Origin of the sequence: Anaerobacillus sp. CMMVII (assembly GCF_025377685.1) — a bacterium.
In the GTDB taxonomy this organism is placed as follows: domain Bacteria; phylum Bacillota; class Bacilli; order Bacillales; family Anaerobacillaceae; genus Anaerobacillus.
Window position 1 is genome coordinate 145,305 of sequence record NZ_JACEHK010000016.1, and the last position, 16,646, is coordinate 161,950.

Annotated in this window: 12 protein-coding genes and 1 pseudogene; all 13 read left to right on the plus strand. The window is 37.1% G+C overall.

Translation table 11 applies throughout. The features are described from left to right. Positions 1-34 precede the first annotated feature (34 nt). On the plus strand, positions 35-2,137 hold the full coding sequence (locus H1D32_RS20850; RefSeq protein WP_261180130.1) for a polyribonucleotide nucleotidyltransferase: 2,103 nt from the start codon (positions 35-37) through the stop codon (positions 2,135-2,137). Between the two features lie 199 nt (positions 2,138-2,336). Further along, a complete protein-coding gene (locus H1D32_RS20855) occupies positions 2,337-3,323 on the plus strand; it encodes a polysaccharide deacetylase family protein (protein WP_261180131.1) in 987 nt (328 codons plus the stop codon). A gap of 20 nt (positions 3,324-3,343) precedes the next feature. Beyond that, positions 3,344-4,581: pseudogene (locus H1D32_RS20860) on the plus strand (M16 family metallopeptidase). 143 nt (positions 4,582-4,724) lie between these two features. Further along, complete coding sequence (locus H1D32_RS20865; RefSeq protein WP_261180132.1) at positions 4,725-4,964, plus strand: YlmC/YmxH family sporulation protein; 240 nt, start codon at positions 4,725-4,727, stop codon at positions 4,962-4,964. Positions 4,965-5,225: 261 nt separating this feature from the next. Beyond that, positions 5,226-6,128, plus strand: a complete 903-nt coding sequence (gene dpaA, locus H1D32_RS20870; RefSeq protein ID WP_261180133.1) for a dipicolinic acid synthetase subunit A — start codon at positions 5,226-5,228, stop codon at positions 6,126-6,128. Next, the gene (locus H1D32_RS20875) at positions 6,125-6,718 is read left to right on the plus strand and encodes a dipicolinate synthase subunit B (RefSeq protein ID WP_261180134.1); all 594 of its coding nucleotides are present in this window, start codon (positions 6,125-6,127) and stop codon (positions 6,716-6,718) included. The genes dpaA and H1D32_RS20875 overlap by 4 nt, the downstream gene beginning before the upstream one ends. Before the next feature lie 356 nt (positions 6,719-7,074). Next, positions 7,075-8,118, plus strand: coding sequence for an aspartate-semialdehyde dehydrogenase (gene asd, locus H1D32_RS20880; protein ID WP_396126276.1), 1,044 nt, complete (start codon positions 7,075-7,077; stop codon positions 8,116-8,118). A 196-nt stretch (positions 8,119-8,314) separates the two neighbouring features. Beyond that, a complete protein-coding gene (gene dapG, locus H1D32_RS20885; protein WP_261180136.1) occupies positions 8,315-9,535 on the plus strand; it encodes an aspartate kinase in 1,221 nt (406 codons plus the stop codon). A gap of 90 nt (positions 9,536-9,625) precedes the next feature. Further along, positions 9,626-10,489 (plus strand): 4-hydroxy-tetrahydrodipicolinate synthase, encoded by an 864-nt coding sequence (gene dapA, locus H1D32_RS20890; RefSeq protein ID WP_261180137.1) that lies wholly within the window; start codon positions 9,626-9,628, stop codon positions 10,487-10,489. 372 nt (positions 10,490-10,861) lie between these two features. After that, positions 10,862-12,523: a ribonuclease J gene (locus H1D32_RS20895; protein WP_314733476.1), complete on the plus strand. Its 1,662-nt coding sequence runs from the start codon at positions 10,862-10,864 to the stop codon at positions 12,521-12,523. Positions 12,524-12,770: 247 nt separating this feature from the next. Then, positions 12,771-13,502, plus strand: a complete 732-nt coding sequence (locus H1D32_RS20900; RefSeq protein ID WP_261180139.1) for a ClpP family protease — start codon at positions 12,771-12,773, stop codon at positions 13,500-13,502. Beyond that, positions 13,499-13,708: a YlzJ-like family protein gene (locus H1D32_RS20905; protein WP_261180140.1), complete on the plus strand. Its 210-nt coding sequence runs from the start codon at positions 13,499-13,501 to the stop codon at positions 13,706-13,708. The genes H1D32_RS20900 and H1D32_RS20905 overlap by 4 nt, the downstream gene beginning before the upstream one ends. Positions 13,709-14,317: 609 nt before the next feature. After that, positions 14,318-16,594 (plus strand): FtsK/SpoIIIE family DNA translocase, encoded by a 2,277-nt coding sequence (locus tag H1D32_RS20910; protein ID WP_261180251.1) that lies wholly within the window; start codon positions 14,318-14,320, stop codon positions 16,592-16,594. The last annotated feature ends 52 nt before the right edge of the window (positions 16,595-16,646 follow it).

Here is a 16,646-nt window from a genome sequence, read left to right on the forward strand (position 1 = left end):
AAATTTTAAGTAGACGAGAGGAGTACTCCTAATAATGAAACATGAAACACAAAAGTTTTCAATTGATTGGGCTGGTCGTGAGTTAACGTTTGAAATCGGTGAATTTGCGAAGCAAGCAAATGGCGCTGTTATGGTAAGATATGGAGAAACCGCTGTTCTTGCAACAGTAACAGCTTCTAAATCTCCTAAGCCGTTAAATTTCTTTCCTCTTACTGTAAACTATGAAGAACGTTTATATGCAGCTGGGAAAATCCCTGGTGGCTTTATTAAGCGGGAAGGCCGACCGAGCGAAAATGCAATCTTAACGAGTAGATTAATCGACAGACCAATTCGTCCCCTTTTCCCTGAAGGGTTTCGTAACGAAGTACAAGTTATTAGCATCGTAATGAGTATTGATCAAAATTGTTCTCCAGAAATGGCCGCGATGGTTGGATCATCGCTAGCATTATCTATTTCTGATATTCCATTTGATGGCCCGATAGCTGGTGTAACCGTAGGTCGAATTGATGGAGATTTCATCATTAATCCGACAACAGAACAATTAGAAAAAAGTGATATTCATTTGGTTGTTGCAGGTACAAAAGATGGAATTAACATGGTTGAGGCAGGTAGTGAAGAAGTATCTGAAGAAGTTATGTTAGAAGCTATTATGTTTGGTCATGAAGAAATTAAACGCCTGGTTGCTTTCCAAGAAGAAATTATCGCAAAACTTGGAACGATAGAAAAAACAGAAATAATTCTTCATAAAGTAGATGCAGAACTAGAGGCTTCAGTTCGTGAATTTGCAGACCTTGAGTTAAGACAAGCGGTTCAAGTTACAGAGAAACACGCAAGGCAAGCTGCTATTGATGCTGTCATGGAAAAAGCAGTTGCGCATTTCGAAGAAACTGAAGATCTTGATTTAGGTGAAGTAAAAGAAGTTCTTCATATAATCGTTAAAGAAGAAGTAAGACGTTTAATTACAAAAGAAAAAGTACGTCCAGATGGACGAGCTAAGGATGAAATTCGTCCGCTTACTTCAAAAGTTGATATTTTACCTAGAACACATGGTTCTGGTTTGTTTACGAGAGGACAAACACAAGCATTAAGTATTTGTACTCTTGGGGCATTAGGTGATGTTCAGATTCTTGATGGATTAGGAATTGAAGAATCAAAACGATTCATGCACCATTATAATTTCCCATTATTCAGTGTAGGTGAAACAGGTCCGATTCGTGGACCAGGCCGAAGAGAAATTGGTCATGGAGCACTTGGTGAGCGTGCATTAGAGCCAATTATTCCATCCGAAAAAACGTTTCCATACACGATTCGATTAGTATCAGAAGTGTTAGAATCAAACGGTTCTACATCTCAAGCGAGTATTTGTGCTAGTACGCTTGCAATGATGGCTGCAGGTGTGCCAATTAAAGCACCAGTTGCTGGTATAGCAATGGGTCTTATTGCTGAAGGCGAAGACTATACAGTACTAACTGATATTCAAGGTATGGAAGACCACCTTGGTGACATGGACTTTAAAGTCGCAGGTACGAAAGACGGGATAACTGCTTTACAAATGGACATTAAAATTTCTGGTATTAATCGCGCTATCTTAGAAGAAGCGTTAGAGCAAGCTAGACAAGGTCGATTGCATATCCTAGATAATATGCTTTCAGCTATTAGTGAGCCTAAAACTGAACTTTCTGAATACGCACCGAAAATCTTAATGCTATCAATTAACCCAGATAAAATTCGTGATGTTATTGGCCCGAGTGGTAAAGTTATTAATAAGATTATCGAAGAAACTGGTGTTAAAATTGATATCGAACAAGATGGTACGGTCTTTATCGCATCAACTAACCAAGAAATGAATGCAAGAGCGAAACAGATTATTGAAGACATTGTTCGAGAAGTTGAGGTTGGTCAAACTTACCTTGGTACAGTTAAGCGTATCGAAAAATTTGGTGCATTTGTAGAGATCTTTAAAGGCAAAGATGGCCTTGTTCATATCTCGCAATTAGCTGAAGAGCGTGTGAATAAAGTTGAAGATGTTGTGGCAATTGGAGACGAAATCTTAGTTAAAGTTACTGAGGTTGATAACCAAGGTCGAGTGAATTTATCCCATAAAGCGGTTCTAAAAGAACAAAAGCAAGAAAATTAAAAGGAGAGGCTGGGGCTAACCAGTCTCTTTTTTTCTAGTTTTTGAGTGAAGAGGGTTGAGTGTTGAGTTTTTTCAAGTGCTTGCGTCGAAGCCTACCTTACATAACTAAATCTCAAAACTCAAAACTCATAACTCTACACTGAATTTGTTCTACCTCGTCCAACTTGTGCATAATTTTTAGTACAAGGGGGGACAGTTAATGTTGAAGAAGTTTATTTTACATGTATGCACTTTTTTTATTATAATTGTTTTATCTATCGGTACAATTCAAAATCCATATACTACTAATTATTTAGAGGATATTAAAAGGGAGAGTATTGCTGTTACTACCTTCGATGATCCTCTTTTTATAGAACTTAAACAATATGCAAAAGAGCATAACAAACCGCCGATCAATGCAGTAGTGGATAGAGTATGGAAAGCGGTACCTGGCCTTAATGGTCTTGAGGTTGATATCGAAGCATCCTATGAGAAAGTGCGTAAAGATGGGAAAATTTTAGAAAATAAGGTAGTATATAAACAAGTGCCGCCGGAAGTTCATTTACATGACCTTCCACCTTCACCGATTTATCGTGGTAACCCTGAAAAACAAATGGTTACATTTCTTGTAAATGTCGCGTGGGGAAATGAATATTTGCCGTCGATGCTAAAAATAATGAAAGCACATAACGTAAAATCAACCTTTTTTCTTGATGGATCTTGGACAAAGAAAAATCCAACCTTGGCGAAAATGATTATTGATGAAGGACATGAAATTGGTAATCATGCTTATTCTCATCCTGATATGAAAAAACTATCTAATTCGAGTATTACTGAAGAAATTAGAAAAACAAATGAAGTCATTAAAGCTACTTTAGATGTCACACCTACATGGTTTGCGCCACCTAGTGGAAGCTATCGACAGGATGTTGTTGATATTGCGAGAAGTATGGATATGTATACAATCCTCTGGACGGTTGATACAGTAGATTGGCGAAATCCGGAGCCTACAGCTATGGCTGGTCGTGTTCTACAAAAGGTAGAGCCAGGGGCGATGATTTTAATGCATCCAACAGCAAGTAGCGTTGGAGGATTAGAACAGCTTATAACTGGCTTAAAGGCTAAGGGGTATCAAATTAACACTGTTACGAATCTTCTTAGCGAGGAGAGAACGAGTGTTCCAAGTGAAACTCTAGAGTCATATTGAACAATTAGGAGGAAATTAGATTGATACAAAAGTTCGAAACTCCCAACGGTCTTAGAATCGTGTTAGAGAAAATCCCTACGGTAAGATCTGTTTCTATCGGAATTTGGATCGGAACAGGCTCTCGCTTTGAGACTGCAGAAGTAAACGGGGTCTCACATTTTTAGAGCATATGTTTTTTAAAGGTACAAAAAAGCGTTCTGCACAAGAAATTGCAGAAGCCTTTGATGGAATCGGTGGTCAGGTAAATGCGTTTACATCTAAAGAGTACACATGTTACTATGCTAAGGTTTTGGATGATCATGCCGAGATCGCTCTTGACGTCTTATCAGATATGTTTTTTCACTCCCTATTCGAATCAAAAGAGTTAGAAAAAGAAAAAAATGTTGTTTCTGAAGAAATTAAAATGTATGAAGATGCTCCTGATGATATTGTTCATGATTTGTTAGCTCAAGCAAGCTACGGATCTCATTCTTTAGGATATCCAATTTTAGGAACTCAAGAAACGTTGAATTCATTCTCTGAGAAAACGTTAAGAGATTATATGAATGATCAGTATACTGCCGAAAATGTAGTAATATCCGTAGCTGGTAATGTTGATGAAGAATTTGTCAAACAAATAGAGGCAATCTTTAAAGATGTTAAAAAGAGTGAAACAAAGCGTGAATATATTGCTCCTACATTTTTAGCTGAAAAAATGGTTCGTAAAAAAGAAACAGAGCAAGCACATCTGTGTTTAGGTTTTAATGGCCTTGCTATTGGCCACGAAGATATATATAGTCTTGTTCTTCTCAATAATATTTTAGGTGGAAGTATGAGCAGTCGCTTATTCCAAGATGTTAGGGAAAAGAAAGGGCTTGCTTATTCCGTCTTTTCCTATCACTCTTCGTATCACGATAATGGGATGTTAACTGTGTATAGTGGAACGGCCCCTCATCAACTTGATGAACTATACGAAACGATTATGGCAACACTTAATAGTATTTCTAAGCAGGGAATTACTGAAAAAGAGTTAACAAAAGGGAAAGAGCAATTAAAAGGTAACTTAATGTTAAGTTTGGAAAGTACGAACAGTCGAATGAGTCGAAATGGAAAAAATGAACTGCTTTTAAAACGTCATCGTTCTTTAGATGAAATGATTGAGGAGATCAATAGCGTTTCGATTTCTAATGTTAATAAATTAAGTTCAGAACTGTTTAGTCATCCGTTTTCAATCGCCTTAATTAGTCCACAAGGACAACTTCTTAGTAGCATGAAATAAAATTCTCAAAAAATACCGACTCTTGTTGGTATTTTTTTTTATTGTCCACATAAAAATGAAGTAGTTAGAGCTATATCCTCAAACTAGCTCCGCGGTGTGAATAGTTCAAATTAATCTAAGCTATGAATTAAGGGGGGACGTACGTGAGATTAAGTGAAATTAGCGGCAAAGAAATCATCGATTATGATAAAGGCGAACGGCTAGGTATGTTAGGTCAGACAGACCTTGTTATTGATGAAGAGACAGGGAAAATCGAATCGTTTATTATACCCTCGATGAAATGGTTTGGTTTAGGAAAGAAAGAAAAAGAAGTAACTGTTTATTGGCGTCAAATCATTAAAATCGGTGCAGATATGATTATTATCGATGTTGATAAGGAATAACGCTGTACTTTAACTGAATACGTTACGTCTAGGTGTTTGAAATTGAACCTTGAGGGACAGTAAAAGTCATGCATGATGCATGACTTTTTCTTTTGTAAAAGGCCCTGTAAACTTTGTGGCTTTTAGTAAAAGAGCGATTTATTAAAAGAGGCAATTGTCACCGATTAGTTCATTTATACATAATATGATTTTGAAATTAATAAGGAGTATTCCCCTGTGTAACGTTTTACAACGAAACAACAGTGAGAAAGGGGAGGAACAATGTTAACAGGGAAACATGTTGCAGTTATTGGTGGAGATGCAAGACAACTTGAAGTAATCCGCAAACTTATAGAGCTTGATGCAAAAATATCATTAATCGGCTTTGACCAACTAGACGAAGGGTTTGTTGGGGCTACTAAAGTTCAGCTTAGTCAGGTTGATTTTAGTACGATAGAAGCAATTGTGTTACCGGTCAGTGGAACAAGTTCAGAAGGCGAAATTGAAACCATTTTTTCTAATGAAAAAATTATCTTAAACGAAAACCACCTAAAAGCAACTCCAAAGCATTGTACAGTATTTTCAGGAATTAGTAATGAATATCTAAAAACGATCGTGCAAGCTGCCAAGCGAAAGCTGGTTGAATTATTTGAACGAGATGATGTAGCGATCTATAATTCTATTCCAACTATGGAAGGAACGCTAATGATGGTCATACAAAACACAGATATAACCATTCATCGTTCTAATATCGTAATTTTAGGTTTTGGTAGAGTGGGGATGTCAGTGGCGAGAGCTTTTCATGCCCTTGGTGCCAATGTAAAAGTAGCGGCACGTGAAAATCACCTACTAGCCCGAGTTTATGAAATGGGATTTCAACCGATTGAGTTGGATCAGCTAGCGAACGAAGTTTCAAATACTGATGTTTGTATTAATACGATTCCAGCTAGAGTACTAACTGCTACGGTATTGGCAAAAATGCCTACTCGTTGCCTAATTATTGACTTGGCTTCAAAACCAGGTGGTACAGATTTTCGTTATGCAGAAAAAAGGGGAATAAAAGCAATGCTTGCTCCCGGATTACCTGGGATTGTTGCCCCGAAAACAGCAGGGCAAATTATCGCAAATGTTCTTTCCAAATTGCTGCTAGAAGAACAAAACAACATTGAGGAGGAACAATCATGAAATTAAAAGGTAAACATATTGGATTTGGCTTAACAGGTTCCCACTGTACGTATAGTGCTGTTTTGCCTGAAATGAAAAGATTGGTTGATGCAGGCGCAAAAGTTACTCCATTTGTCACTCATACGGTCAAATCAACAGATACCAAATTCGGTGAAAGTGATGATTGGTTACGACAAATAAAGGAAATCACAAGTGAGGAAATTGTCGATTCAATTGTGAAGGCTGAACCATTTGGACCAAAGACTCCATTAGATTGTATGGTGATTGCCCCACTTACAGGTAACTCAGCTAGTAAATTTGCCAATGCATTGACTGATTCGCCTGTATTAATGGCTGCTAAAGCGACATTGCGAAACTTAAACCCAGTAGTTTTGGGTATTAGTACGAACGATGCTTTAGGCTTGAACGGGATGAATATTATGAAGTTAATGGCAACAAAAAACATTTACTTCATCCCTTATGGGCAAGACGATCCATTCAAAAAGCCAAACTCACTTGTGGCGAGAATGAGTGCGCTACAAGACACTGTCGAGGCGGCGATTGAAGGTAAGCAGTTTCAGCCTGTTCTAGTTGAACGATATAAAGATTAATCTTTCTCGCTACGAGAAACACAAGCCGTTTTCAATTGCCTTAGATTGTGATAAGATATTATCCATATGTATGGATATTTCATAAATAAAAACTTACGATTGTTAGCAGGTCATTGAATGTTTTATGAAAATTATTACTCGTAATTTACGAGTCTTAGAGACTTTGACGTGGCCCACAGGATGTGGGCGCTATGCGTCGAAGGGCTTTAATAATTAAATAAAACTAGCCAACTCTATACGAGAAATGGTAACAATCTATATACTATCTATTACTTTATTAGATGATAGTATAAGAAAATTTAGGCAGAAGAAATGTCTAAATTTTTAAATATAAGGAGGGAATTTTCACAATGGCAATGGAAACAGGATTTCATGTAGCGGTAGTTGGTGCAACAGGTGCAGTTGGAAAACAAATGCTTAAAACATTAGAGGAACGTAATTTCCCAATTTCGAAGCTTACATTACTATCATCTAAACGTTCTGCAGGAAAAACAGTAACTTTTAAAGGTGAAGAAGTAGTTATTCAAGAAGCTACTCCTGGGAGCTTTGAAGGAGTTCAGTTGGCTTTATTTAGTGCTGGCGGTTCTGTATCAAAAGCATTAGCACCAGAAGCTGTAAAAAGAGGGGCTATTGTTGTTGATAATACAAGTGCATTTAGAATGGACTCTAATATACCGTTAGTTGTACCGGAAGTAAATGAAGAGGATTTACACAAACATAATGGAATTATTGCTAACCCTAACTGTTCAACAATTCAAATGGTAGTGGCATTAGAGCCAATTCGTAAAAAATATGGACTTAAAAAAGTAATAGTTTCTACTTATCAAGCAGTAAGTGGAGCAGGTGCAAATGCGATTAAAGAAATGAAGGATCAAACAGCTGCGATACTAGCTGGCGAGGAATTTACACCTGAAATCTTACCTTGTGGTTCAGATGAAAAACACTATCAAATTGCCTTTAATGCAATTCCACAAATAGATAAATTTCAAGAAAATGGCTATACATTTGAAGAAATGAAGATGATTAACGAAACAAAGAAGATTATGCATTTACCAGAGTTGCAAGTCGCAGCAACTTGCGTCCGTATCCCAGTTGAAACAGGCCACTCGGAGTCTGTTTACTTTGAGACAGAGTCAGTTGGCTTAACTGTAACAGAAATGAAAACAATGTTATCTGAGGCACCAGGTATTATCTTAGAAGACGATATTAGTCAGCAACTTTATCCAATGGCTGTTAATTCGGTAAATAAAAATGATGTATTTGTAGGTAGAATACGTCAAGATTTAGATAATAATACTGGTTTCCATATGTGGGTTGTTTCTGATAATTTATTAAAAGGCGCAGCCTGGAATTCAGTACAAATCTCAGAAAGCTTAGTGAAGTTGGGATTATTAAAATAATAGGATGAAAGGCTGACATGAAAAGTGCGTAGGTAGCCCAGAAGTAAAAAGATAAACGCTTGTTTATCTTTCGGAGCTAGGTTCTTTTTTGTCAGCCTATTCCTTAGCTCTAGAAATCTAGAGCTTTTTAAGGGTAACCAGAAAAAACAATATTCATGAAAAATTGACTATATAGGTGTATAAAAAGAGGTGTGGTATGAAGATCATTGTTCAAAAATTTGGTGGAACTTCACTAAAGGATGAAGAATCAAGATCACAGGCAGCTGAACATGTTTTAGCTGCAGTAAAAGAAGGTTATAAAGTTGTGGTGGTTGTTTCCGCTATTGGTAGAAAAGGAGATCCGTATGCAACGGATACACTTCTTAATTTAGTGGGAGGAACAGCAAACAACCATGTCGCAAAGCGTGAACTTGATTTATTAATGTCTTGCGGAGAGTTAATCTCTTCGGTAGTTTTTTGCAATTTACTTGGTTCTCTAAATATTAAGTCCATGGCGATGACTGGAGCTCAAGCGGGTTTCAGAACAAATGAAGATTTTTCAAATTCAAAAATTGTTGAAATGAAGTGCGATTATTTAGTAGAGAATTTAAAAAATCATGATGCGATCGTGGTGACTGGCTTTCAAGGTGTAACAGAAAATGGTGAATTGACAACGTTGGGAAGAGGTGGTAGTGATACTTCGGCGACTGCTTTAGGTGCAGCTCTTCAGGCAGAGTGGGTTGATATTTTTACAGATGTTGAAGGACTGATGACAGCAGATCCGCGAATTGTTACAGACGCAAAGTCCATCTCAACACTCACTTATAATGAGGTTTGTAACATGGCCTATCAAGGTGCTAAGGTTATTCACCCTCGCGCAGTAGAGATTGCGATGAATGCAAAAGTACCACTTAAAATTCGCTCGACCTTCTCTAAGTTAGAAGGAACACTTGTAACAGCTAATCCTGGAAAAAAAGCGGGCATGGATGTTGAAGAAAGATTAGTTACAGGTATTGCTTATGTATCAAATGTTACGCAAATAAAGGTTTTGGCCAAAGAGGGGGAGTACAATCTCCAAGCCCAAGTTTTTAAAGCGATGGCCAAAGAAGGCATTAGTGTTGATTTTATTAATATCAATCTGATGGGAGTTGTCTACACAATCGCTGATGAAAATACAAATAGAGCAATTGAACTATTACAGGAAATGGGCTATGACCCGATTGTAACAAGAAATTGCGCAAAAGTATCAGCGATTGGTGCAGGGATGACGGGTGTTCCTGGGGTAACAGCCAAAATAGTTGGAAGTTTAGCTGAAGAGAATATTGGAATTTTACAATCGGCTGATTCACATACAACAATTTGGGTATTAGTAAAAGAAGAAGACAAAGTAAAAGCTGTTAATGCTTTACACAAAATTTTTAAATTGGACCAAATTTAATCATTACATTTTATTAGTAACTTGCGATTAACAAAAACCAAGCTATTTAAATATACTAATGGTAAGTGAGTTATTGAAAGGGTGAAAGACGTGAATTTTGGGCAAGTGGTTACCGCGATGGTAACACCTTTTGATCTAAATGGCCAAATTGATTTTGAGAAAACGACAGAGTTGATTGAACATCTACTAAGAAACGGAACTGATGCATTAGTGGTTGCCGGGACGACTGGTGAGTCACCGACATTATCGACAAACGAAAAGATTGCCTTGTTTGAACACACCGTGAAAGTTGTTGCAGGACGTATCCCTGTAATTGCTGGAACTGGAAGTAATAACACCACTGGCTCAATGGAATTAACGAAGGCAGCAGAAAACGTTGGTGTTGATGGTATAATGCTTGTTGCACCATACTACAATAAGCCTTCAAAAAATGGGATGTATGAACATTTTAAAGCGATTGCTGAGGTAACTAGCCTACCAGTGATGCTATATAACATTCCTGGACGTTCAACTGTGAATATGAGTGTAGAATTGGTCAAAGAGCTTTCAGAAATCAAAAATATTGTTGCTATGAAAGAAGCGAGTGGTAACCTTGACCAAATAACAGCAATCATTTCAGAGACTGCGGATGATTTTTACGTTTATAGTGGCGATGATGGCTTAACGTTACCAGTCCTTTCCGTTGGCGGTCAAGGCGTTGTTTCAGTAGCAGCTCATATCGTAGGGAACGAAATGAAACAAATGGTCTCGGCTTTTCATGCAGGAAAAAATCAAGAAGCAGCAAAGCTGCATCAAAAGCTATTACCAACGATCAAGGCTTTGTTTACAGCACCAAATCCAAGCCCTGTCAAAGCAGCATTACAACTACAAGGTCTCGACGTAGGTGGAGTGCGCTTACCGTTGTTACCTCTAACGGATACAGAGAAACAACAATTGGCTGATGTATTAAAATAAGCTAATGCCAACCACAAAGAAAGTTCACTTTCACCATTAAGCATGTATTTTATCTTAGGCTACCCGAACTTGATAAGAGAAAGTGAGCTTTCGAAGCGTATCAATTTACAGAAAACACCTTAGTCTAATAATGACTAAGGTGTTTTATTATTGCTATTATTGTTTTTAGTCGTAGCCAAGCGAAGCTTGGCTACGACTCTACACTCTACACTATGTCAACAAATTAATTTTTCCAATTTTAGAGAAATGTTCTTGTCCTTCATTTAAGAAATAAGTTATACTACAAACAAGTGATTAGTTCGGGTCTAATGGTAAATATAACAGTGAAACGGATGAAACTGAAATTTTATATGGGAGGAACAAATGACATTTATGAAACAAATTTCAGAGAAAATACGTGTTTTTGCCCTGGGCGGCGTTGGGGAAATAGGGAAGAACATGTATGTAATAGAGGTAGACAGTGACCTTATTGTTATTGATTCAGGCTTAATGTTTCCTGACGATGACATGCTTGGGGTTGATATTGTGATACCTGATATTTCGTATTTAGAGGAAAATCGTGAGCGAGTAAAGGGAATTATTCTAACACACGGTCATGAAGATCATATCGGGGCACTTCCGTATGTAATTAGAAAGCTCAATGTTCCGATTTATGGAACGAAGTTGACGCTTGGTATTGTGAGAGCAAAGTTAACAGAAAGTGCCATCGAAGGTGTCGATTTAAGACTAATTGATTGTAAATCACAAATTACCGTTGGTACGACAACAGTGAATTTCTTTAGGACTAATCACAGCATTCCAGATTCTGTTGGCGTATGTATTGAAACCTCACAGGGTTCAATTGTTCATACTGGTGATTTTAAATTTGATCAAAATCCAGTAGATGGTATTTTTTCTGATATAGGAAAAATGGCTTCAATTGGTGAGAAAGGTGTTTTATGTTTATTATCCGATAGCACCAATGCCGAGCGACCTGGAGTTTCGATGTCGGAAAGTGTTGTTGGTCAAGGAATAAAGGAAGCATTCTATGAGGCAAAAGGTAGAATAATCGTGGCTACATTTGCATCAAATATTCACCGTATTCAACAAGTGATTAATGCAGCTACTGAAGTGAATCGTAAAGTAACCGTTTCCGGACGTAGCATGGTCAAGATTGTATCAATTGCGATCGAATTAGGCTATTTACATGTTGAAGATGGAATGTTAATTAGAGTAGAAGACATTGATAAATATAGTGATAATGAAATTACAATTTTAACGACTGGTAGTCAAGGTGAACCAATGTCAGCCCTTTCAAGGATGGCAAAAGGAGCACATAGGCAAATTACAATTAAATCGACAGATACAATTATTATCTCAGCTACACCAATCCCTGGTAATGAGAAGTCAGTGACAAAAATTGTTGACTTACTTTACCGAACTGGTGCAGATGTGATATTCGGACAAAAGAATGTTCACACGACAGGGCATGGTTGTCAAGAAGAATTGAAGTTGATGCTAAACCTAATGAAACCAAAATATTTCATCCCTATTCATGGAGAATTTCGGATGCAGCATGTCCATAGTAAAATTGCTTTAACTTGCGGAGTAAAGGAAGATCACCTGTTTATGATTGATAAGGGTGACGTTATCGAATTCACGAATGGTGAAGGTAAACAAAGTGGCAAGGTTCATTCAGGCAATATTCTGATTGATGGAATTGGCGTTGGAGATGTTGGGAATATTGTGCTTCGAGATCGTCGTCTTTTATCCAAAGATGGAATTTTAGTTGTCGTCGTAACATTAAACAAATCCAACAATGCGATTGTTTCAGGTCCTGATATTATCTCAAGAGGATTTGTTTATGTTAGAGAGAGCGAACAGTTATTAGAGGAAGCTGGTGTTCTAGTCAAAGAAACACTGACAAAATGTATGGTAGAAAATGTTATTGAATGGTCTTCGCTAAAAAGTAGTATCCGAGATGTCTTAAGTCGATACCTTTTTGAGAAAACTCGTCGTAGACCAATGATCTTGCCGATAATAATGGAAGTGTGATGGACAAGCGAATAAAGGTAATGGAAAACACGCTTATATTAATAAGCGTGTTTTCAGTTATGTGACCACGCTTCCAAATAAATGTAAAATCTAGTAGCGTAGAAGTATGTATTCTTCAGTCTCAGGGCTAAACTCACCGATCCATCAACCAAAAATGGTGTTCTACAAATAAAGGCCAAAGATAAATTCATAATTACTATGAACTCTCCTCATACTACTAATAGCTTACATTAAGAGGAGGATATTTATGGATTTACAAAAATCAGAGACACACCCTGAAGAACAAAAAGAGAAACAAGCAAGCATTGTTGAAAAAATACAACAATTAGGTCAAACGAATGTACCACAAATGGAACAATCGAATATACATGTATTTACAATCATTGGACAAATTGAAGGGCATATGCAATTGCCACCACAAAATAAAACGACAAAGTATGAACATATTATTCCGCAATTAGTGGCGGCAGAACAAAACCAAAAGCTTGAAGGAATGCTTGTTATTTTAAATACAGTAGGAGGAGATGTCGAAGCAGGTCTAGCGATCGCCGAGATGATTGCCTCAATGTCAAAGCCGACCGTAACCTTAGTATTAGGTGGTGGGCATTCCATCGGTGTACCAATAGCTGTTGCCGCCGATTATAGTTACATAGCGGAAACAGCAACAATGACGATCCATCCTGTTCGTTTAACTGGCTTAGTAATTGGTGTACCACAGACATTTGAATATTTAGATAAGATGCAAGAAAGAGTAATTAAATTTGTAACAAAACATTCAGCTATTACGGAAGAAAAATTCAAAGAACTAATGTTTTCAAAAGGGAATTTAACAAGAGATATTGGTACAAACGTGGTTGGCCCTGATGCTGTTGAATATGGCATGATCAATGAAGTTGGTGGAATTGGTAAAGCAATTAGTAAACTAAATGAATTGATTGAAGAGCGAAGATCTACTAAAGGTGGGAATCTAGTGCAATGATCCTATATACGACTGTCCCAGAGGAGTTAATCTTTCCACACGAAAATAGCACTACAAATCAAATTGTTGTTGATATTAAGGAAGGACAGTTAATTTTAGAACAAGTTTCTAATCAACAATTAAAAGTAGTGCGCTTAATTAGTTCTGATCCGAACGCTTATTTAAATGAAAATTACTCACCAGGAAGAATGATCTCTTTATTTTAATTCTGCTGTTTTCTCAAGGCTTGTTGCTTTTAGGTCGTCTTTTGAGAATAAATAAGCTTTTTGGGACAAATTTATTTGTCCCAATTGCTTTATTTATTTCAAAAGCTTCACGCAAAGCTTGAAGAACCTAGCATTCGCTTGGTTGCGACCTAAAAGCAAATAGCAACAATCTTTTAGAAAAGAGCCTCTAATTTTAAACGATTTATAAGTTTTTCAATAGGTTTGTTTTTTCTAGTTTTTGCAGTTGCTATTATGGTATAATAAGCATACTCAAAGAAGGACTAGTAAATTACAAACATAGAAGCAGCCGTTCCTTCTACGGCTGCTTCTTCATTCTTGATTAATTTTATAAGAGTTATTTAGTATTTTTTATACAGGATCCAGGTTTTGGGCGTCTTTTTGAAGAAGTGAGCAATAATAGACATATTCATTCAATTCAAAAGCTTCACTCAGCACAACTGAAAAAGCTAATCGTATTTATTTTTTTGTCCGTACATAAAGCAACAATTTTTATGAAATTTATACTTAATCTAAGCGTAGTAGAGGTGAAATAATGGCTACAAGAAAAAAACAAAAAAAGTAGAATGGAAAAAACAACTTAGCTTTGAACTGATCGGTCTCTTTCTAATTGTGCTAGCCTCGGTCGCCTTTGCAAGACTAGGTAGCGTTGGACAAGGTCTAACGCATCTATTTCGCTTCTTTCTAGGTGAATGGCATGTTGCATTGACCATTGGATTGTTTTTTGTTTCTCTTTATTTGATGATAAAAAGGCAAATTCCTGATTTTTTTTCGAGGAGACTTATTGGGGTTTATTTACTCGTATTTGCAATCGTTTTATTGAGTCATATTCGATTGTTTGATTTATTTTCAAAACAAGGAGAGTTTATTGACGGTTCAGTCATTCGAAATACGTGGGAGTTGTACTGGCTTCAACTTCAGGGAGATACAGCGATTAATGATCTAGGAGGCGGGATGATTGGTGCAGTTGGCTTTGCCATTACTCACTTTCTATTTGCTTCTAGTGGTACTGTTGTTTTTTCTTTATTTGTAATTATTACATCAATGATATTAATAACAGGCAAGTCTTTTACAGATCTAATCTTAAGTTTTATTACTCAAATTGGAAATCTCTTTAGCAACCTATATAATAGCTTGATTCAATACTTTGTTAGCGTAAAAGAACAATTTGGAACTAAATGGGAACAGAAAAAGCAAGATCGCAAACAAAAGGGTTCTGTTGTCATAGTAGGTGGTGAAACTGGTGTTGACCCAACTCAAAATGAGGCCAAGAACCACCCGGAACCAATTATTTATGACTTTACAAGTAAGGCATATGAAAAAGAGAATGATCAACCCAGCACGGCTAATCAACCTCCAAAGCAAGAAGTTATTAGTGAAGAAACTATTGAAATTAATATTGAGCCAGCTGGAATTGTTGCAGTTGAAGCGAATGAAAACTACCTAGTACCAACGCTAGATCTATTAACTAATCCAAAGAAGAACAATCAATTTCAAGAACGACAACATATCTCTGCAAATGCCAAAAAGTTAGAACAAACTCTAGAAAGCTTTGGCGTAAAAGCGAAAGTTTCAAAGGTTCATTTAGGCCCTGCGGTAACGAAATATGAAGTATATCCAAATGTTGGAGTTAAGGTCAGTAAAATTGTCAATTTAGCTGATGATTTAGCATTAGCATTAGCTGCCAAAGATATTCGCATCGAGGCGCCTATCCCTGGTAAATCTGCGATTGGTATCGAGGTTCCAAACCAAGAAGTAGCGATTGTTATGTTAAAAGAGGTATTAGAAGCAACTAATTCCTTTCCTGATGCTTCAAAGCTGTTAATTGGACTTGGAAGAGACATATCCGGAGATCCTATCTTAGCTGAATTAAACAAAATGCCCCATTTACTTGTCGCAGGGGCAACTGGTAGTGGAAAAAGTGTGTGTATCAACGGAATTATTGTTAGTATCTTAATGAGAGCTAAACCTCATGAAGTTAAATTGATGATGATCGACCCGAAAATGGTTGAACTTAATGTTTACAATGGCATCCCTCATTTGCTGGCTCCGGTGGTGACTGAACCGAAGAAAGCTTCACAGGCACTGAAAAAAGTTGTTAATGAAATGGAACGACGGTACGAGCTTTTTGCTCATACTGGGACAAGAAATATTGAGGGTTATAATACATTAATTAAAAATCAAAATGATAAAAATGAAGCGAAGCAACCAACACTTCCTTATATTGTAGTCATCGTGGACGAGCTTGCAGATTTAATGATGGTAGCCTCGAGCGATGTTGAGGATAGTATTACAAGACTAGCACAAATGGCGCGTGCAGCAGGAATTCATTTAATTATTGCTACACAAAGACCGTCAGTAGATGTAATTACCGGTGTTATTAAAGCGAATATACCTTCAAGGATTGCTTTTGGTGTTTCGTCACAAACAGACTCCCGTACAATTCTTGACATGGGTGGAGCGGAGAAATTACTTGGTCGAGGAGATATGTTATTCCTGCCAGTAGGTGCTTCGAAACCAGTTCGTGTTCAAGGAGCTTTTCTTTCGGATGATGAAGTAGAGAATGTTGTCAACTACGTGATTGCACAACAAAAGGCTCAATACCAAGAGGAAATGATGACAAAAGATGAAGAACAGGTCACTGGAGAAGTAGCCGATGAGTTGTACGAATCGGCTGTTGATTTAGTCATTGAAATGAATACGGCATCTGTTTCGATGCTCCAACGTAGATTTCGAATCGGCTATACAAGAGCTGCTCGTTTAATTGATGAAATGGAAGCAAGAGGAATTGTTGGCCCTTATGAAGGGAGCAAACCGAGAGAAGTACTCATTTCTAAGAAAGTTGAAGAAGATGTGTCCAATGGATAATGAACATATATTTATGAATAATTGTTACACTAACAATAAGTAAGCCGAGAGA

Coding starts and splice junctions, on each gene's coding strand:
- H1D32_RS20875 (WP_261180134.1), top strand. CDS start 6,125: ATGAAATTAAAAGGTAAACATATTGGATTTGGCTTAACAGGTTCCCAC.
- asd (WP_396126276.1), top strand. CDS start 7,075: ATGGAAACAGGATTTCATGTAGCGGTAGTTGGTGCAACAGGTGCAGTT.
- H1D32_RS20850 (WP_261180130.1), top strand. CDS start 35: ATGAAACATGAAACACAAAAGTTTTCAATTGATTGGGCTGGTCGTGAG.
- dpaA (WP_261180133.1), top strand. CDS start 5,226: ATGTTAACAGGGAAACATGTTGCAGTTATTGGTGGAGATGCAAGACAA.
- H1D32_RS20855 (WP_261180131.1), top strand. CDS start 2,337: ATGTTGAAGAAGTTTATTTTACATGTATGCACTTTTTTTATTATAATT.
- H1D32_RS20905 (WP_261180140.1), top strand. CDS start 13,499: ATGATCCTATATACGACTGTCCCAGAGGAGTTAATCTTTCCACACGAA.
- H1D32_RS20895 (WP_314733476.1), top strand. CDS start 10,862: ATGAAACAAATTTCAGAGAAAATACGTGTTTTTGCCCTGGGCGGCGTT.
- H1D32_RS20900 (WP_261180139.1), top strand. CDS start 12,771: ATGGATTTACAAAAATCAGAGACACACCCTGAAGAACAAAAAGAGAAA.
- dapG (WP_261180136.1), top strand. CDS start 8,315: ATGAAGATCATTGTTCAAAAATTTGGTGGAACTTCACTAAAGGATGAA.